Genomic DNA, 18,807 nt, shown 5'->3' with positions numbered 1-18,807 from the left:
GGAGGAAAAAGTATGAGATTAATAAAAACCATTATCTGTTTGTCAGCAGCTGGAATTATAGCCTTTCAAGCACTGCCTTCGACAATGACAGAAGCATCAGCGAGCTCCAAATCCACTCATGAAGTAAAAGCCGCGGGTGATCCTTACCCGGGACATGTCATTAAATACGGGGATCGAGGATCTGAAGTGAGAAAAGTACAAACCCAGCTCAACAAAAACAATGTCCCAATTTATGTAGATGGCATATTTGGACAGATAACACTTAAAAAGGTCAAAGAATTTCAAACGCGCAGACATTTGAATGCAGATGGGATAGTAGGACCCTCTACTTGGACAGCACTCTATCATACCGCATTTCCTTATCCTGGTTATGTCATTAAAATTGGGGATCGGGGCATAAATGTTACACACATCCAAGCTCGTCTAAATGATGCTGGGGGATCGATTAAAATTGATGGTATTTTCGGACCGAACACTCAGCTTAAAGTAAAGGAATTCCAGAAAAAATTCGGGCTGAAAGTAGACGGAATTGTCGGACCGCAAACGTGGGACATTCTCTTTAATTATGAAGAATAGTCTAAGCTTTGGAGACTTTTTTGATAGGGATTTTTAAGGAAAGAAAACCGATATTTTTTTTCGATAGGAGTACAAAGTTTTCTGCTCTGGCGTCTAATTCATGGGTCAGTAAAGGATCTATCTGCGCTGACCAAGGCGCCTGAGCTTTTGCAATGACTGAATCGGCATTCTGCAAAAAATAAAAACCTGTTGAGATCAACAGGTTTTTTAGCAGCATTTATTATTATTTAAGCAAAAACCTAATCAATTTTCACTCACAGTCTTCTGATATTCTACAGAGGATTCTAATTTTTCTTTGCTCATCATTATCGCTATAATAAATGCCAGAGCTGTAGGAATGAGCGCCCACAAAAACGTTTGAGTGATGGAAGTAGAGAGAGCTGACGTAATCTTGTTTAAGACCTCTGGCGGGATAGCAGCTCGAGCTTCAGGTGCAAGCAAGACACGTGGATCCGTAAACGCTGGATTATTGGACATTTGTCCCTGATCTTGTCCCATTGCTGCAAAAATATCATTCAGTTTAGCGGAAAATTCGTTTCGTTGGATAATCCCGAAAACGGTAATTCCAAGTGTCATGCCCAACGAGCGTATAAAAGAGACAGTAGAGTTAACAGAGCCTCGCTGTGACGGTTCAAAATGATGGATTGCCGCGTTGGTTAAGACAGAAAAAGTAGCCCCTATTCCAAGGCCTGTCAGTATCATATAGAGTGTAACCAAGAATCTTCCTGTATCTGGTGTTAATGTAGTTAAAAGGAACATGCCTACTGTAAAAAACACACTAAAGACAATCATAATCTTACGGTAGCTCCATTTATTCATCAAAAAACCGCCGGTAGTAGCAGAGACGACAGAACCCAGCATCATAGGGAGCAGAACGAGCCCCGAATTAGTCGCGGTCCCTCCAAGCACACCTTGAATGTAAATGGGTATATATACGGAAGCTGTAATGAATGCCATACCGCTTAACAAACCTAAGAGATTGCTTGTGGAAAACAAGCGAACCTTGAACATTGGGAACGATATTATTGGATCTGTTACCTTTCTTTCTATAAAAATAAATCCAGCAAACAATACAGCAAAAATGGTAAACAAACCTACTATCATTCCAGAATTCCATTCATATTTATGACCGCCGAGCTCTAACGCAAACATTAAACTGACAACGGCTCCAACTAATGTAACGGAGCCCCACCAGTCAATTTTTTGTTTTGAGTGAACAGGTGATTCTTTATAGAAGAAAACGATAAATACAAAAGCTAAAAGACCTAAAGGTATATTTACATAAAACACCCATTGCCAGTTTATAAAGTCTGTAATATAGGCACCTAACAATGGACCAAAAATACTTGATAAACCAAACACAGCTCCAAATAATCCACCGAGCTTGCCGCGCTGTTCAACTGGAACGGTATCAAACATAATCGTAAAAGCAATTGGAATAAGTGCCCCGCCGCCAATTCCTTGAATCGCTCGATAGATGCTAAGCTGGGTAATGCTTTCAGCTGTGCCGCACAAAATCGAACCAATTAAGAAGACGATTAGCCCGAATATAAAAAACTTCTTGCGTCCAAACATATCTGACAGTTTGCCGAAAATCGGCATTCCTGCCATTTCTGCCACCATATAGGCGGATGTTACCCATACAAACTTATCGAGACCTCCAAGCTCGCCAACAATGGTCCCCATAGCGGTAGCTACAATTGTGTTGTCCATTGACGCCATCAAAATCGCTAGTAAAAGACCTGCCAATACAATCTTCAAATTTCCTTGTTTTGCTTTCATGTTTCTTAATTCCTCTCTCAATGTAAACTTTGAATTCCAGCTATGAGAATCCAATGTATCTTGTGGTGCAGATATATTTGGTTTATTTAAGCCATAAGCAACACAGCCTGCTCCAATCCCAATTGATTCTTCAAATTGCAAAATGTACGTGTGTTCATTATCCTTCATAAACGTTAAGTTCTGAAATTGGAAATTGGCACCCCCATAAACACTAAGGAGGTTCGAGGAAACAATCTCACTGAAATCCTTGAAACAACCAAACGAATCAGGTCGATTTTTTTTCTTTAGAGGCTAGGTATGCTGCTATCTCGCGTAACCATTCCTTATCCCAGTGAAGCTGTTTTGTTTGGATTTCATTGATAATAGATCGGATCCAAGCTAATTCAGCTACTGCCATAGCACGTTGGTATTCGATCTCAAGCAAAAACAAGCGAGGAATCTCCCTGCTTGTTGCAATCTGAAACTGGTTTTCGATATGAGCCAATGTGTCTTCAATAGCGCTTGCTCGTTTTATTAATTCCTTCACCGCATCTTCAGGTGTTAAAAGCACGATAAAGGAAACGGCAGCAGGGAACTCTGAAAATTCCTGTTTAGGTGCAGAAAGCATTTCCCGTAACCAAGTATACGCAGCTTTTCGACCTTCATCTGTGATTTCATATACAATCAGATCCGGTTTCCCTTCATTTTGTTTCTTTCCTTGGATGGCAATGGCTTCGTCTCGATGCAAACGATCGATGGTTTGATAGACACTTGTCCGGTGGCGAACGTTAATAACTTCATCTTTCCCCCTCTCTTTAATGAGCTGTTGCACTCGATAAGGGTGCATAGGTTCTTCAATTAAGAGACAAAGTATAGCTAAAGCAATGGGTGATTTTTTTATTGGATTTTTCATAGTCATAATATTACTATTATTAATATAACTAATTCAATAAGATGTAAATTTCATTTTTATGTAATAAGGGAATGTCAAATGAAGAAATAAAAGATTTACCTGATTATCATTATGATCAAATAAACGTAATGGATAAACGGGAATCAATTACATTTATTCAGTTAAAGAAAGGCGCTTCTTCACTAAGGGAAGGGCCTTTTTAATGCTGTTAACTGGATAGGTTTGAAAAGGTATTACACTAATTGTGTCATTTTGTATCATACCATGCTAAATTACTATTGAATTACCCTGCATAATTGTGCTTAAAATGTCGGATAGATACATACGATTCCTGTTATTCTTTAGTTGAGATGGAGGTCATATTAATGGATTTGCTTGATAAAATGAATGGTGCCTTAAACTATATTGAAGAAAATCTTACAAATGATATTGATTTAAAAGAAGTAGCAAGGATTTCTTTATGCTCTGAATATCATTTTAGAAGAATGTTTTCTTTTCTGGCAGGTGTAACGTTGCCTGAATACATTCGCCGCAGACGCCTTACACTTGCAGCACTCGAACTAAATAATAGCAGTATGAGGGTAATTGATGCTGCGGTTAAATATGGTTACAGTTCACCAGACTCTTTTACAAGAGCTTTTCAAAGTTTGCATGGTGTAACGCCGTCAGAAGCCAGAAATAACGGTCATTCACTAAAAGCCTATCCGCGTATGACCTTTCACTTATCGATAAAAGGAGGAAGTGAAATGAACTATCGAATTGAAGAAAAAGAAGCATTTCGCATCATTGGAATCAAGAAAAGAGTTCCAATTGTTTTTAATGGAGTGAATCCAGAGATTGCTTCTATGTGGGAAAGTATAAATGGTGAGACGATAAATACACTTAAGAAACTTTCTAATATAGAACCTGCGGGACTTCTTAGTGCATCTACGAATTTTTCTGAAGGCCGCCTGGAGGAAAAAGGGGAGCTTGATCATTATATAGGCGTGGCCACGACTCATAAGTGTCCCAATAACTTGACTCAGCTTGAAGTTCCTGCCTCCACCTGGGCTGTATTTGAAGCAGTTGGACCATTTCCTGATACTCTGCAAGCTGTCTGGGGACGTATTTATTCAGAATGGTTTCCATCGACAAACTATGAACAAACAGAAGGACCAGAAATGTTATGGAATAAAGATAAAGATGTAACATCACCTGCTTTTAAAAGTGAAATATGGATACCGATTTCGAAAAAGGAATAGATGCAGCCTTTCAGGTGTTTACAGAGACAATAATATAATGAACAAACGAGCTGTTTTTTTTGGACCTTCCTTAATTCGCGGTTATCCTTCTAAGCGGAGAAGACTTTGAGGAATAAAGATAAGATGGAGATAATATTCGTTCGTTTTGGGTATATTTAGGCGTTTCCTATTTTAGGAGATATGCTGTCATAAAGAAGAGTTTAGTAGCTCCAGATAAAGAGGCTGCTTACCTCAAATTAGAATACTAGATCTGGTAAGGTTTATAAAAAAAGGCGGATCCAACAGGTGACAATCGGTTGGATCCGCCATAAAGGTATTTAAAGCAATTGAAGAGAAACGTATTTTACTTCTAAAAATTCATCTAAGCCATAGTGGCTTCCTTCTCTGCCAAGTCCGCTTTCTTTCATGCCGCCAAATGGAGCCTGTGCAACTGAAGGTGCTCCATCATTTACTCCCACAATGCCATATTCAAGATTCTCTGAAAAGAAGAACGCCTTTTGTAAAGACTGGGTGTAAACATATGCTGCCAAACCAAATGGAGTTGCATTTGCACGCTGAATCGCTTCATCATCGTTAGAAAAGGTGCTGACAGGTGCTAGGGGACCAAACGTTTCTTCCTGCATGCATATCATATCATCCGTGACATTTGATAAAACGGCAGGCTTCATAAAATACCCTTTATCAGATAATTCATCAGGACTTTCATGTAATGATGCACCTTTTCCGATAGCGTCTGCCAAATGGCTGTTTACTTTTTTCATAGCTTCTTCGTCAATTAGAGGACCAATATCAACGTTCTCACTAAGTCCATTTCCTACTTTCAAAGATGAAACGGCCTCTTTAAATTCTTCAAGGAAGGACTCAGCAATGGACTCATGGACATAAATACGGTTTGCACAAATACAGGTTTGTCCTGCATTGCGGAACTTTGACTGAACAACACCTTTAACTGCTTCTTTTATATTTGCATCTTCTGCAATAATAAATGGTGCCAGCCCGCCAAGCTCCAGTGAAACTTTTTTAACTGTATTTGCCGCTTTTTTCATTAATAATTTTCCGACTGGTGTAGATCCGGTAAAAGTAACCTTTTTAACACGGGAGTCATCCATCCAAACATCTACGACTTCTCCTGGGTTTTGGGTCGTCACGATATTTATAACTCCTGCAGGAATCCCAGCTTCATGAGCACATTCCGCCAGTAGTAATGCAGTAAGAGGCGTTTGTTCAGCAGGCTTTATAATGACCGTGCAGCCTGCTGCAAGTGCTGGAGCCACTTTCCTGGTGATCATAGCGGCAGGAAAGTTCCAAGGTGTGATAGCTGCAACTACCCCAACAGCTTGTTTTTGAACCATTATTCTTTTATTGCCTGCTAATGCAGGTATCATTTCACCATAAATCCGTTTAGCTTCTTCTGCATACCATTTGATAAAGCTGTTCGCATATTGCATTTCACCTTTTGCTTCGGCAAAAGGTTTTCCTTGCTCTTTCGTCATCGTAAGCGCGATTTCATCCAATCTTGCTTCAACCGCATGAAACCAGCGGTCTAATAAGGCTGCACGTTCGTAAGCCGTGGTTTTAGACCATGTATTGAACGCATCATGTGCGGCATTAACTGCAAGTTTCGCTTCTTTTGCCGTTCCATCAGGGACATATCCGATTACTTCTAACGTAGCTGGATTATGGACAGCAAACGTTTCTTCTGTAAAATGGTCGAGTCCATTAATATAAAGGGCTTTTGTTAAGGTTTGTTCATTCATACGGCTTTTCTCTCCTTTTTTTCTAGTTCTTTGTCAGCGTGCTGGGTAAATATATAATCGTTTTCCCCGCGTAAAAAATCTTTTCCGTACAGAAGGACACATAAAATGATGCCTGCTGCAAAAGCCATAGTTGCTCCTTTTATGACTAATATAGCACCAACGACACCGGCAATTCCCAAATCACGCTGACTCCGTGCCTGCATGACACCAATACGAACGCTTACATATCCTTGCACTAAAAGTGTCAACGACAAAGCAACCGCCAGAATCGGCTGAACTAAACTGACGATCGGCAATAGAAGTAACCCTGTATTTGTGCCCCAGCGGAAAGAACCCGCACCGCCAAAGAATGAATTCATGGCTTTTTTGCCTTCTTTAAATCGTTCAACTACTACAACTTGCATAGCAGCCCACATAGGTCCAGCCATCGTGATATCAGGACCAATTATGCTCATGATGGCATTTCTGCCGCCAAATATTAAATGAGCGCGGTTTGGATTGTAGTCAACTTTTTCATCTGAACGTACTACATCAGATTCTGATAACAACGCTTTGGTTTTCAAAACATCCCCAAAAACAACTAAGTATGTCGCAAGCACTGCAGGGATTGCCTGAGCAAAAAAAGCGAATGGAGGGAACCCTAGACCAAAAACAGTATAGTCCGACCAAAGAGTCATGAAATCAGGATTACTGAAACCCCATTGAATAGCAGGCCATTTCGCTTCGCCAAAAAGGGGAGCGACAATAACTGCAAGCAATATAGCCGGAAGTATTCCTAAATTACCTAAAAAGCCCCATGCTTTGTTTTTCTTTTTTAGCTTTTCAAAATGCTTAGAGAAAATGAGATAAAATGCAAATCCAATACAAATGGTAATGGTATAAGGGAATAATTCAAATTTACCTCCAACTTCAAAAATGGATACGATGGCACCAATACCGGCACCTAGAATAATACCTGACTTTATCGCATCCGGAACTAAGCGCACTACTTTACTGGCAAGTCCAGTTACGCCAAGAAAAATCGATAAAATTCCAAGGGTTAATTGAAAAGCAATAAGGGCATAAACCCGGTCTGGTCCTTCTTCGAATTCTTTTACAAATAATACAATTAACGGAATAGCGGGAGTAATCCATCCCGGGATGACCGGGTCTCCCAATAGATGATGAAATAAATAAAAGATCCCATTTAAAATTACGACCGCTAATGCAACTTCAAATGGCATGCCTAAATAATCAGCCAAAAGTGTGATCGCACCAAGATCAACCGCACACATAAGCAGTCCTTGTGCATAATCAGGCCATTCAAAACGATAATGCACAAAAGGCAATCTTATTTTAAAAGGACCAGCTGGAATATAAGGCGATTCAGCGCCATGAGGACGTTCTTTCCATTTCATGAGTATTCCTCCTGTCTATTAATAAGCTGCACGATAAATTTCTTCCATATCACTTACACTTAATTCTCTTGGGTTGTTTCGCAATAAACGAGTTTGCTTTGCAGCTTCTTGTGCCATTTCAGAAAGAGCTGATTCCGGAATGTTAAATTCACGAAGAGATTGTGGAATCTGGACTTGACGGCAAATCCGGATCATAGCTTCAATGGCTGCATCAGCAGCTTCTTCATCACTTAAATCATCTGCTTTTACACCAAGAGCTTCAGCGATATCCCGAAATCTTTCTAAGCAAGCCGTTTTGTTCCATTTCATTACATAAGGAAGCAATAACGAGTTGCTGACACCATGTGCCATATGGAAACGGCCGCCAAGAGGGTATGCGAGCGCATGTACAGCCCCAACACCTGCATTTCCAAAGGCCAGTCCGGCCATAAGACTTCCTGTACTCATTGCCTCACGGGATTCGATAAGACCCGGATTCGCATATGCGATTGGCAAGTGGGTGGAAATAAGTTTTATTGCGCCGATCGCCAGAGAATCAGTGATCGGTGAAGCAAAATTAGAAATATAAGCTTCTATCGCATGAACGAGCGCATCAACACCGCTGGCAGCTGTCACGCTAGGCGGACAAGTAAGGGTCATTTTTGGCGAAACGATGGCAGCATCAGGTAATAAGAATGGACTTACGATTCCTTTTTTCACTTGCTCAGCAGTGTCAGACAAGATCGAGATATTCGTAACTTCAGAACCTGTTCCTGCCGTTGTTGGAATTGCGACTAATGGTAAGCCATGGACTTTTACTTGGTTTATACCGAAGTATTCATCAATCCGGCCAGTATTCGTAGCCATAACCGAAGCAGCTTTTCCAATGTCCAGGGCACTGCCTCCGCCAACAGCAATGAGTCCATCATGACTGCCTTCTCTGATTACATGAACACATTGATCAACGATTTCAATTTCCGGTTCTGGATTTACGTCAGAAAATAATCCCGCTTCCATAGGCAATAGTTCTTGAACCTGTTTAACAACACCCGCTTGTATAAGGATCTTATCTGTTACGATAAGAGGGTTTTTCATTCCGAGCCTAATCATTTCATCTGGAAGCTGACTAAGTGCATCAGATCCTGTAATAAGTTTGTTTGCCATAGAAAAAGTAGAAATGCTCATTTATTTTCTCTCCTTTCGTTTAATCATGTAAATGCAATTTTCGTGCCAGATGTAAGCGCTTTAAATGAATTTACGCGAAATATGCTGAAACAACAGGCTGCAATAAAGAAGAATTAAAAATTTTCTTAAAAGAGTTATCGCAAATGAAGATGAAAAACGAGTAGAAAACGAATCAAAAATTTGAGTTTGATTCGTTTTCTACTCGGATATTTAGCTTTTTCATTTTTTGAACGATTGCACTTTGACTTATTTCCAAAAACGCAGCAGCAGCTCTAGTTGTAGTATGTTTTTTAAGTGCATCTGTTATGAGGGTACGTTCAAGTTTTGAAATTGCATCTTTAAGTGAACGGGGTTTAGAGATTGGAAAAACCGGCTGAATAAAAGAAGGGAGGTCTCCGACATCTATCGTTTCATGGAAAGTTGTCACGACAAGCCTCTCTATTAAATTAGCTAACTCCCTAATATTTCCTGGCCAAGAGTAGTTCGTTAACCATTCAAAGCATTCTAATGTTATTTTCTTTTCTTCCTTGTATTTATTATTTAATTGAGTGAGATACATTTCTATTAAAGGAACGATTTCTTCCTTGCGTTCACGTAATGGAGGAATTTCTAAAGTGACAATATTAAGTCTGTAATATAAATCCTCACGAAATAAGCCATCTCTGACCAGCTGTTTCAAATCTCTGTGTGTCGCAGTAATTATTCTTACATCTACTTGCTTCATTTCAGCAGATCCTACTCTCATAAACCTGTTCTCTTCTACGGCTTTCAGTAACTTAACCTGTATTTCCAATGGCAGGTCTCCAATTTCATCTAAAAATAAAGTCCCTCTGTTAGCATTTTCGAGAATCCCTATTTTCCCTTGTTTTAAGGCTCCTGTAAAAGAACCCGGTTCATACCCGAAAAGTTCAGCTTCAACTAAATGTTCAGGAATGGCGCCACAGTTTAATTCCATGAAAATTTCATTGTTTCGAGAGCTTCTGGAATGAATGTATTTGGCAATTAAGCTTTTGCCTACACCTGTTTCACCTTGAAGCAAAACTTTTGCATCTGTTTTTGCGACTTTGTCTGCCAGCTGGAAAATGGGCTGGGTTGCAGGACCAATAACAAGATTTTGAATGGTTTCGGGATCTGCAGGCTCCACTATTCTTGGATACGAGAGTTTTTGGCTGTCAAATTCATGTTTTAACCGAATCAGCTCAGTAATATCCCGAACACTGTTTACGACATACATGATTTCTTTAGAAGCAGAAAACACTGGTGTTGCAGATACAATAATCTTTCTTTTATTGCGTATTTTTTGAATAAGGGTTACAGGCTTACCGGACAGTATTGTTTCTAATGATGCTGATATCGAAATAATCCCTTGTTCAATCAGGTAACTCATATGCTTGCCTATGACTTCTTCTTCTTTTATTCCCGTAATTCTTTCATAAGCCTGATTTACAAATAAAGTGGTCCCGGATCCGTCTGTTATATAGACCCCATCGTGTAAAGAATTAAAAACAATCCGGCAAAGTTCACTGTCAAAAAAAGCCTTAAATTGTGAGTAATTAATAGAATGGTGCTGCAAAGTGAATGTCGGTCTATCTGTAAAAATGAACTTGCTGATCGGCCTTGTTAATTCCCCTTGCTGTACAGCTGTAGATAAAGACTCTAACGTTAAATAGCCAACAAATTCATGTGCATCGTTATAAACTTCAACTTCAGTATTGCCTGCAGGGAAAATGGAAATAGCTTCCGCAATCGTCATATAAGGATGAAAGTGGTTCATATGAATCTCTCCTGATTTATAGTTAGACTTTTTGTATCCGGTTTCATTTACAATTAAGTTTATCAGAAAACTTATTTTCGGGGTATAGCAAGGGAACTGGAAGATAATTTGAACTATTTCTCACGAAGGCATGCATCTACAAGCAATAATAGATAGTTAAAAGTGTATATAAATACTCAACTTAACCCATTGGCTGCCAAAGTGGTCGGGTTTTTAATAGGAAGAAGCTAATAATTGAGATGAAAGAATGATTGAATAAACTTACTTTTATGTTAAAATTTATGTATTATATATTTGGATTTTCTGTTTTTTTTGAGAAAGATCTATTGACTTCTTGATACCAGATTAACGAGGAGGGATGAACTTGCAAACAATGTTTCACTATAATTGGATGGTCAGAGAAGAGTGGTATCGGTGGTGTGAGGAAGTTAATGAGGATGAGCTTCTTCTCATCAGAACCGGTGGAGTAGGGGGAATTCTCCATACGCTTTTCCACATTATTGATGTAGAGTGGAGCTGGATACGCCTTCTAAACGGAAATACAGATTTTCAGGAAAATTTTGAAGAGTATCGGAGCTTAAAACAAATACGGAAATTAGATGCTGAATTTCGCCCGGAAGTTGAAGAGTTTGTCCGCAGCTGGGATAAGAGTATGGAGAATAATATACTTCAAGAGAAAATGCCTGATGGACGCATTGTTACGGATACTTGGGGTGAAGTTATACGGCATGTGATCGCACACGAAATCCACCATATCGGTCAATTATCCATTTGGGCAAGAGAAATTGGGAAGAAACCTGTTTCCGCTAACTTAGTTGGACGAGGACTTATTTCTGCACCGAATTCTAAACAGTAGAAGATCCGATGCAATACATAAAAGATAGGCTGCCAAATTAGGTAGCCTTTTCTTCTTTAGCTATTTGGGTTTAAAAGTAGATGTAATCAGATTATCACACGAGAGCAAAATACAATCGAAGTGGGGGAGGATTAATAATGAGTGAGCTTAACACCTTATTCCGCAAAAGAATCGGCCTTCAAAAAAACGAAAAGATCATATTTGAAAATTTGGATAACATTTTGGAAAAAACTGCAAAAACCATACCATTTGAAAATTTATGCATCATTTCAAATCAAACAAGTGATATAACTCGTGAAAATTTAATTCATAAAGTTTTGGTGAAAAATGAGGGCGGACTTTGTTATGAATTAAATTCGATCTTGAATTTTTTCTTAGCCGAAAATGGATTTAATGTATTTCTGGTTCGCGGAGTCATATACAATAATGTAACCCGCGAGTGGCTTACCCTGGGAAGGACTCATGCTGCCAATTTGTTAATGTATGAAGATCAAATGTACTTAATCGATACTGGATTTGGAGGGAATTTGCCACTAAAGCCAGTTCCGTTAAACGGTGAGTCCGTCACTTCTGATAGTGGGGAATTTTGGATCAAGAAAGTGGATAATGAGCATGGGGACTATATTCTGGAAATAAAAATGAGACATAAGGATACTATTTGGAGAACAGGATATGCCTTCGATTCTAAATTACCTGTTAAGGATGTATCAGAATTTGATGAGATCCAAAAAATTCTTATTGAAAGTCAAGATTCACCCTTTAATAAAAGTCCTTTAATCACAAGACGAACTAATACTGGAAATATAATGTTAACAGATACATCCTACACACAATGGAGGGATGGAAAGGAATTAAAAGAAAAGATCGACAACAGAAGATTCAAAGAGATAAAGAAGCAGCATTTTGGATTGAATAACTAGATCCATAATAAATCGGAAGTATAGGAGGCAATTTAATGGAACCACTCATCGTACTCGTCGTTGTCACGTTGGTGCTACTCGGCGCAGGGGCCGCAGGGGTAAGCTGTTTACGGCCTTGGACGGTTGCTCTTCGGGGCGGTCTTGCGGCCATGTTCGTGCTGACCGGTGTGGTGTTCAGGAGTTAATGTATTTAAATATATTTTATCTGCAAGAATGTGCATTTTATGGATGACCGTTTTGATAAACAAGTTTAATAGCGAAGACTGTAAATTGATAAGCTTTTCAAAATGATCGCAAGAAAAGTAGTAAAGGATGGTGTCATTTACTGATGTGGCTGTCGTAAAATGGGGCTGCCGGTCCATTGACTGAACGCCTAATAATTGACCGGGAACCGCGATGTTCAGCAGCCGATCATTTCCGGCAGCAGTAGTGGACATCACTTTAACTTACCCATTGTGTATATAATAAAAACCTTCTCCCGTTGTACCCTGCGTATAAATAACTGCTTTCTCCTTAAAAAATTGCCTGGATCCCATCTGCAAATACTTGTCCCACATAAAATCACTGTTAAAAAAGATAGTCATATAACAACCTCCTGTTTAAAACAGACTTATTGGTGGCGCTTACATAAGTGAGCGTCAAAAAACTGATATGGTAGATTATGTATTAGTAAAATGAATAGTTAGAAATTTTATACTTAAACGAGCAAATGCATCACGCGCTCCATGAACCAAGTATTTATGATGCAGCAATTAACGCTCTTGCCATGCGCGGATTGCCAGTTGATCAAGAAGCTCTTGATAGGGATTGGTCGCAAAACTATCAATCGAATGCAAGTGTAGAAGAAGCATGGCTTACCGTTTATCGCAATGCCGATCAATATTGGGATTTATATGAGTTGGCAGAGAAGCTAGTTGACATCGGCACTCAACAGCAATTATTGCGCTTTAATCATATGAGTACTGTCGAAAGAATAATAGGTCATAAACAAGGAACAGGTGGATCATCAGGTGTTACCTATTTAAAGAAAGCTCTGGACCAACACTTCTTCCCGGAACTATGGAGTCTAAGAATAAAGCTGTAAGGACAGGATAATGGTCGGAATACTATAAAAAATTTTCCAACCAGAAATAATTGATTAACCTAAAAATATGAAAGGGCGAGATTCTTAAATAAGAACTCGCCTTTTTGCATTTGGATAATAAGCGATAGTGAACTTGTTGTATTATATAAACCACTTAAGAAAATGATATCAATACTTCTTCTTAATGATAAAATATAGCATTTTCTTGCCCTTAAAACGGCTAAATCTCGCTTGGAGCGGGCAAGAAAATAAAACAGGGTTCGTACATTCTTCTTCTGACTATACTGATTATAGAATCGTAAATGAGCTGGGTGAGTAAAACTTATTTAGCTCTTCTTTTTTTACTGAAAATATATATGCGTTCTTTTTATAAACCTACCGCTTTGTCGTGAAAGGAAATTATCAAAATGCTCGAGAATGGTAAAATCGGAAGCCGTCAGCTGACAATATTAGTGATTTTATATACGATTGGTGATTCTATTTTGGTTATTCCTTCAATTGTCGCTTCTGAAGCTGAACAAGATGTCTGGATTTCCGGTATTGTCAGCGTAGCGATAGCACCTTTATTAATGGTTTTTTTATATGACGCTTTAAGGAAATGCTATCCTGATTTAACAGTAGTGGAATACAGCCAAAAAATATTGGGTAAGTGGCTGGGAATAGCGCTTTCACTTCTATTAATAAGCTACTTTTTTATAACCGCAGCGACTTACCTGAGAGAAATGGGAGATTTTATAACAATTCAAATGATGCCTGATACTCCAATTCAAGTGATCATTGTGCTTTTTTTGAGTATCGTCCTCATGGCCACGCGACTCGGTTTGGAACCTTTGGCCCGAAGCGCGGAAATATTGTTTCCTTTTGTTGTCATATTACTATTATCACTGATGATTTTTCTCCTGCCTGAGATTCAATTTCAAAATCTGCAGCCCGTATTGGAGGGAGGGTTGAAACCGGTTATAAAGGGATCTATACCTTTTATTGTCTTTCCCTTTATAGAACCGGTTGCGGTTTTGATGATCCTTCCTTTCGTTAGTCAAAAAAACAGAATAAGAAAAAGCCTCTTAGTCGGGCAGTTCCTGGCTGGAGGTGTTTTGATCATTATCACAATGTTAGCCATTCTTGTTCTTGGTTCAGATTCAACAGCAAGAGAAATTTATCCAACTTATACTTTGGCTAAGAAAATCAATATCGCAGATTTCCTGACGAGACTTGAAGCAATACTGGCCATAATTTGGTTTATTACCATTTTTATTAGATTTAGTTTATTTTTTTATGCGACTGTTTTAGGTTTGGCGCAAACGTTACAATTGAGGGATTATCGTTATCTGGTTTTTCCGATTGGCATGATTTTGGTTGTTTTTACAATAATTATGGCGCCCAATACCGTCCATTATAATAAAATGATTTCAGACATATGGCCGTATTATGCTTTGACATTCGGGTTTCTGATTCCATTGTTATTATTAATAATCGCCAAAGTTCAGAAAATAGGCGGATCAAACTAAGTCGGGTCTGATTTGATTTAGTTAAAAAACTATCATTTTTAAACAAACGTTCTATGAAAATTTCTATAGGTATCTCAACAATACTCGCTATTAGAAGCTCAGGTGTTATTCCATTAAAAGTCGCCTTTCTTGAAAAGAAAGGTGACTTTTTGCATGTATCAGACTATTGTTGGATCAAATTCTTGAATCAGAGAAGGAATTATTAGGAAATGAATCGAAATTAAAGAGGATGTTACCAAGTTCGGTTTAACATGGAATGGAACAGCGATACCTTCATTAGAAAGGCTGTGGGGTTTTAAAAATTTATTTTAGAACGGGGTGTAGACTTGCCTAATAGAATATATGCAGGTCAATCGTTTGAAAAAGTCATAAAAAACGAGGAATTTTCAGGAGTTATTTTTGTGAAGAATGAAGATGAGGTAATATTCGAGTCAGCATCTGGTTATTCCAATCGGGCTGAAGAACAGTTGAATACCTTACATACACGCTTTGGAATCGCTTCAGGCTGTAAATTGTTCACTGCGATAGCGATTTGCCAACTCGTTGAGAATGGAGTATTGTCCTTTGATGCGCGGCTTAAAGAATGTTTAGATGTGGATTTTCCGCATTTTGATGAACATTTAACCATCCATCATCTATTAACTCACAGTTCTGGGATTCCAGACTATTTTGACGAAGAGACAATGGATAACTTTGAAGATCTTTGGAAGCGAACACCTATGTATCAATTAAAAGATTTAAAAGATTTTCTGCCATTGTTTAAAAACGAAAAAATGCTGTTTAAACCTGGAGAGAGATTTCATTATAATAATGCTGCATTCATTGTTTTAGGGTTGATTGTTGAACAACAAACAGGCCTTTCCTTTACCGATTATATTGAAACGAACCTTTTTAGAAAATGTGGAATGAATGATTCAGGATACTTTTCATTAGATCGGCTCCCAAAGAACACAGCTTGCGGATACATCGACAATGAGGATGGTACATGGAAAACGAATGTCTATTCGATTCCAATCAAAGGGGGTGCTGATGGAGGAGCTTATATCACTGCACCGGATATGATCAAACTATGGGAAGCATTATTGAGTTATCGTCTCTTAAGTGAAAAATATACTAAACTGCTTATGACTCCACACATTCAGGTTAAAGACGGGGTTGAATATGGCTATGGAATTTGGATCAACCGACGAAACAATACTATATTCAAGTTTCATGTGATGGGCTACGACCCCGGAGTGAACTTCCATTCAGCCATATATCCTAAGTCCGGGATTAAACTTGCAATTCCTTCAAACAAAAGTTCAGGAGCATTTCAAATTATGAAAGCGATAGAAGAGTATTTTGAGATTTAATCTCATACTTCGTTATTATCTTGTTAGTAGTAAAATGCTTTACTCTGATGGTCGTTCATCATGCTTAGGGGCACCTATTCCTATGATGGCACTCAGTTAAATTGAATGCATTATTAATCAAGAATTAAGTTTATGATTTAAAAGGCGCTATTCATTAGATAGACGCCTGTTTATTTTGGCCAGTTTAAAACGGGGAACTTCAAGATACCTGTCATTAATAGACCTATGCGGACATTGAATTTGGTAATTGCTTTGTTGAAAAGAAAGTGAAAAAGACATCTTAAGAATGGGTTCTTCAAACTAATTGGTGTGATTACTTCAGTAAGCTTCTTAATTTAAATGCGAGTTGAATAAGGTTTGTATTTTATTTAACTTGCTTAATATACTTTGAATTAGGATAAATTTAACAGTTAATCAAAAATAATAATCAAGGAGGTCATGATTAATATTGAAAAAAATCTTTTTTTGCCTTGCAATATTTATTTTAGCTGGATGTAATAATAAATTCATTTTTCTTGAGGGGGAAAGTGATAATTGGAGAGGAGAGTATTCTGCAAATATTACGGACAATACTGAATATGGAAATTATATATTTGGTTATAAAGAAGCGAAAAGCGATATAAGTTTTAAAAATTTAAAGGTAACAATAAACGATGGAGAATCAGAATTGAATGCAGAAAAGCATGAAGGCGCGACAGTACGAATGTCCACAAGTTGTTCAGGCTGCTCAGTTACTAACGAAGACCATCCACAAAAGGTAACAATAAAATGGGATGGAAATGCTGAAACTTTTTATTTAAAAAGAACAAATTAGAGAAGTAAACATTTATAAGTAAAAACTAGCTGGACACGTTTTTTATTGGATATGCGGATGTTTTCTGAAGCAAAGAGGGAAATTACGGGAAAATTAAAATAAATCATCTTAAGCATCTGAAATCTTTCACTAAAATTTTCAGCCATTTTGAAAAGCCTATTTTTATGACTTTATTTTAATACGTAGACATGAGATTACTGTTAAATAATATGGAATGGAGGGGAATCTTTGAAAAAGATTAATAGGATTTTGGTTTTGATGTTTTTTGTCTTAATCTCGACTGGTTGTGCATCAGGAGAGGAGAAAATACAGAAAGAAGGATTTATCTTAAAAATAGAAAAGGAAAGGGTATTATTCGCTGAAAATATTTCAATGGAAGAATATAACGATTTGAAAGACCTTTCTCTGGATGAGCTTACTACATCTCTTGAACGACCGCCTTTACTTATATATCTTTCCTATGGTAAAACTAATGATTTAAAACAAGGTGATAAAGTAATTGTAACAATATCAGGCGGAGTGCAAGAATCATTTCCGGCACAAGCGAGAGCAAGTAAAATTGAGATATCCGAATGAGCCATAGGGATTCAGAAAGGAACGAATAAATGATAAAATATCCAGGCTTTTTAACTCCAATAATTATAGGCATTGCTGTTAGTTTTTTGGTAATAAAAACCATTAATAACAAAAAACAATCTATTAAAGCTTCCTTTATTGTTTATCCAGAAAAGAACATGATAACCAATAAAGTGATCCTAATATCTGATAATAAGCAAGCTGATTTACATAATATCGAATTAAATGATGAAAGAGAACTAATTAGAATAGCTAGGAAACAATATGATCAATATAAAAATCTAAATAATAACTTGATATATCATCAGGAAGATTAACATGTATTGTTCTCTACTAAAAGATCGACAAGTGGCATTAACTTCTAGCGTTACTTATCGCAGCATTGAAGGTTAATAGATGGAATCTATGGAGTATCATTGAGATTAAAAGATATGGGGAGGCAGAAATGTGAATACCTTTGTCTTAAGTACCAAAAGATTAAATTTAAGAAAAATGAACAAACATGATGTAAAAAACCTTATGGAAATATTTTCTGATCCGGAAGCTATGAGATATTATCCCTCAACAAAAGACGAAAAGCAGACTCTTGAGTGGATTGAGTGGACTTTAAACAATTATATTAAATATGGTACAGGACTCTGGATAGTAGAAGATAAGCAGACTGGTGATTTTCTTGGACAGTGCGGCATCGTCCCTCAAGAAGTAGATAATGTGATTGAAATGGAGATTGGTTACCTGTTTGCCAAAAGGGTATGGGGAAATGGCTATGCTACAGAAGCTGCAATAGCTTGTAAGAAATATGGGTTTGAGCAACTGAATCTTAAAAAAATGGTTTCTTTACCAGATGTAAACAACCTCCCATCTGCTAGAGTTGCTGAACGAATCGGTATGAAAGCTGAAAAGACGATTAAGAAATGGGGAAAAGATGTATTTGTCTATTCAGTTTCAAGTTGAAAATCTATTAAATTGTTTGTTCATTTTTCGGAATCTGTGAAAATGCTATCTAACAAGACGAGTTGTGTCTGCTTTAAATCCCATATTGAGCTGCTTCATAAAGGATTATGGTTAAGGTAATGGAATAATATAAAAGACCTGAAAATAATGCCCGAACTAA

At 37.8% G+C, this 18,807-nt stretch carries 19 protein-coding genes and 1 pseudogene; 11 read left to right on the top strand and 9 right to left on the bottom strand.

The window, feature by feature from the left end; all coding sequences use genetic code 11:
* Positions 1 to 12: 12 nt before the first annotated feature.
* Entirely contained in the window at positions 13 to 576 is a 564-nt protein-coding gene (locus tag CYJ36_RS24535) for a peptidoglycan-binding domain-containing protein (protein ID WP_101568928.1), read from the top strand.
* 1 nt (position 577) lies between these two features.
* On the opposite strand, the gene CYJ36_RS24140 is transcribed toward CYJ36_RS24535, so the two are convergent.
* The 3 genes from CYJ36_RS24140 to CYJ36_RS19515 form a co-directional block, all read right to left on the bottom strand.
* Entirely contained in the window at positions 578 to 793 is a 216-nt protein-coding gene (locus tag CYJ36_RS24140) for a hypothetical protein (protein WP_101568927.1), read from the bottom strand.
* A 26-nt stretch (positions 794 to 819) separates the two neighbouring features.
* The gene (locus CYJ36_RS19520; RefSeq protein WP_101569027.1) at positions 820 to 2,358 is read right to left on the bottom strand and encodes an MDR family MFS transporter; all 1,539 of its coding nucleotides are present in this window, start codon (positions 2,356 to 2,358) and stop codon (positions 820 to 822) included.
* Positions 2,359 to 2,623: 265 nt separating this feature from the next.
* On the bottom strand, positions 2,624 to 3,250 hold the full coding sequence (locus CYJ36_RS19515; protein ID WP_257962552.1) for a PadR family transcriptional regulator: 627 nt from the start codon (positions 3,248 to 3,250) through the stop codon (positions 2,624 to 2,626).
* Between the two features lie 365 nt (positions 3,251 to 3,615).
* On the opposite strand from CYJ36_RS19515, the gene CYJ36_RS19510 reads away from it, so the two are divergent.
* A complete protein-coding gene (locus CYJ36_RS19510) occupies positions 3,616 to 4,491 on the top strand; it encodes an AraC family transcriptional regulator (protein WP_101568925.1) in 876 nt (291 codons plus the stop codon).
* 317 nt (positions 4,492 to 4,808) lie between these two features.
* Here the strand turns inward: CYJ36_RS19510 and CYJ36_RS19505 are convergent, their stop codons facing one another.
* The 4 genes from CYJ36_RS19505 to CYJ36_RS19490 form a co-directional block, all read right to left on the bottom strand.
* Positions 4,809 to 6,248, bottom strand: coding sequence for an NAD-dependent succinate-semialdehyde dehydrogenase (locus tag CYJ36_RS19505; protein ID WP_101568924.1), 1,440 nt, complete (start codon positions 6,246 to 6,248; stop codon positions 4,809 to 4,811).
* Positions 6,245 to 7,645: a hypothetical protein gene (locus tag CYJ36_RS19500; RefSeq protein WP_101568923.1), complete on the bottom strand. Its 1,401-nt coding sequence runs from the start codon at positions 7,643 to 7,645 to the stop codon at positions 6,245 to 6,247. Before CYJ36_RS19500 ends, CYJ36_RS19505 begins: the two co-directional genes overlap by 4 nt.
* 18 nt (positions 7,646 to 7,663) lie before the next feature.
* The gene (locus CYJ36_RS19495; protein WP_101568922.1) at positions 7,664 to 8,809 is read right to left on the bottom strand and encodes an iron-containing alcohol dehydrogenase; all 1,146 of its coding nucleotides are present in this window, start codon (positions 8,807 to 8,809) and stop codon (positions 7,664 to 7,666) included.
* Between the two features lie 172 nt (positions 8,810 to 8,981).
* Positions 8,982 to 10,583 carry a sigma-54 interaction domain-containing protein gene (locus tag CYJ36_RS19490; RefSeq protein ID WP_101568921.1) on the bottom strand — a complete coding sequence of 534 codons (1,602 nt, stop codon included), beginning with the start codon at positions 10,581 to 10,583 and terminating at the stop codon, positions 8,982 to 8,984.
* A 364-nt stretch (positions 10,584 to 10,947) separates the two neighbouring features.
* Between CYJ36_RS19490 and CYJ36_RS19485 the strand changes: the two genes are divergently transcribed.
* Together CYJ36_RS19485 and CYJ36_RS19480 are read left to right on the top strand one after the other, a co-directional pair.
* Positions 10,948 to 11,439 (top strand): DinB family protein, encoded by a 492-nt coding sequence (locus CYJ36_RS19485; protein WP_101568920.1) that lies wholly within the window; start codon positions 10,948 to 10,950, stop codon positions 11,437 to 11,439.
* 137 nt (positions 11,440 to 11,576) lie between these two features.
* A complete protein-coding gene (locus CYJ36_RS19480) occupies positions 11,577 to 12,359 on the top strand; it encodes an arylamine N-acetyltransferase family protein (protein WP_101568919.1) in 783 nt (260 codons plus the stop codon).
* Positions 12,360 to 12,466: 107 nt separating this feature from the next.
* Here the strand turns inward: CYJ36_RS19480 and CYJ36_RS23875 are convergent, their stop codons facing one another.
* A complete protein-coding gene (locus CYJ36_RS23875) occupies positions 12,467 to 12,799 on the bottom strand; it encodes a hypothetical protein (protein ID WP_180850481.1) in 333 nt (110 codons plus the stop codon).
* A 6-nt stretch (positions 12,800 to 12,805) separates the two neighbouring features.
* Entirely contained in the window at positions 12,806 to 12,943 is a 138-nt protein-coding gene (locus CYJ36_RS23870; protein ID WP_180850479.1) for a hypothetical protein, read from the bottom strand.
* Between the two features lie 119 nt (positions 12,944 to 13,062).
* Here CYJ36_RS23870 and CYJ36_RS19475 point away from each other — a divergent pair.
* The 7 genes and pseudogenes from CYJ36_RS19475 to CYJ36_RS19445 form a co-directional block, all read left to right on the top strand.
* Positions 13,063 to 13,443: pseudogene (locus CYJ36_RS19475) on the top strand (tryptophan 2,3-dioxygenase family protein); the annotation flags it as partial.
* 407 nt (positions 13,444 to 13,850) lie between these two features.
* Positions 13,851 to 14,951 (top strand): GerAB/ArcD/ProY family transporter, encoded by a 1,101-nt coding sequence (locus tag CYJ36_RS19470; protein WP_101568918.1) that lies wholly within the window; start codon positions 13,851 to 13,853, stop codon positions 14,949 to 14,951.
* Positions 14,952 to 15,277: 326 nt separating this feature from the next.
* Complete coding sequence (locus tag CYJ36_RS19465) at positions 15,278 to 16,303, top strand: serine hydrolase domain-containing protein (RefSeq protein ID WP_101568917.1); 1,026 nt, start codon at positions 15,278 to 15,280, stop codon at positions 16,301 to 16,303.
* Positions 16,304 to 16,751: 448 nt separating this feature from the next.
* Complete coding sequence (locus tag CYJ36_RS19460; protein ID WP_101568916.1) at positions 16,752 to 17,117, top strand: hypothetical protein; 366 nt, start codon at positions 16,752 to 16,754, stop codon at positions 17,115 to 17,117.
* Positions 17,118 to 17,345: 228 nt separating this feature from the next.
* On the top strand, positions 17,346 to 17,693 hold the full coding sequence (locus tag CYJ36_RS19455) for a DUF3221 domain-containing protein (protein WP_101568915.1): 348 nt from the start codon (positions 17,346 to 17,348) through the stop codon (positions 17,691 to 17,693).
* Between the two features lie 29 nt (positions 17,694 to 17,722).
* Positions 17,723 to 18,010, top strand: a complete 288-nt coding sequence (locus CYJ36_RS19450; RefSeq protein WP_101568914.1) for a hypothetical protein — start codon at positions 17,723 to 17,725, stop codon at positions 18,008 to 18,010.
* A 130-nt stretch (positions 18,011 to 18,140) separates the two neighbouring features.
* Positions 18,141 to 18,647, top strand: coding sequence for a GNAT family N-acetyltransferase (locus CYJ36_RS19445; RefSeq protein ID WP_101568913.1), 507 nt, complete (start codon positions 18,141 to 18,143; stop codon positions 18,645 to 18,647).
* Positions 18,648 to 18,807: the final 160 nt, after the last annotated feature.

This window comes from Bacillus sp. UMB0893 (assembly GCF_002858905.1).
In the GTDB taxonomy this organism is placed as follows: Bacteria; Bacillota; Bacilli; order Bacillales; family Bacillaceae; genus Bacillus_P.
Note: the sequence above shows the minus strand (reverse complement) of the source record. Positions and strands in the feature narration are given on the sequence as shown.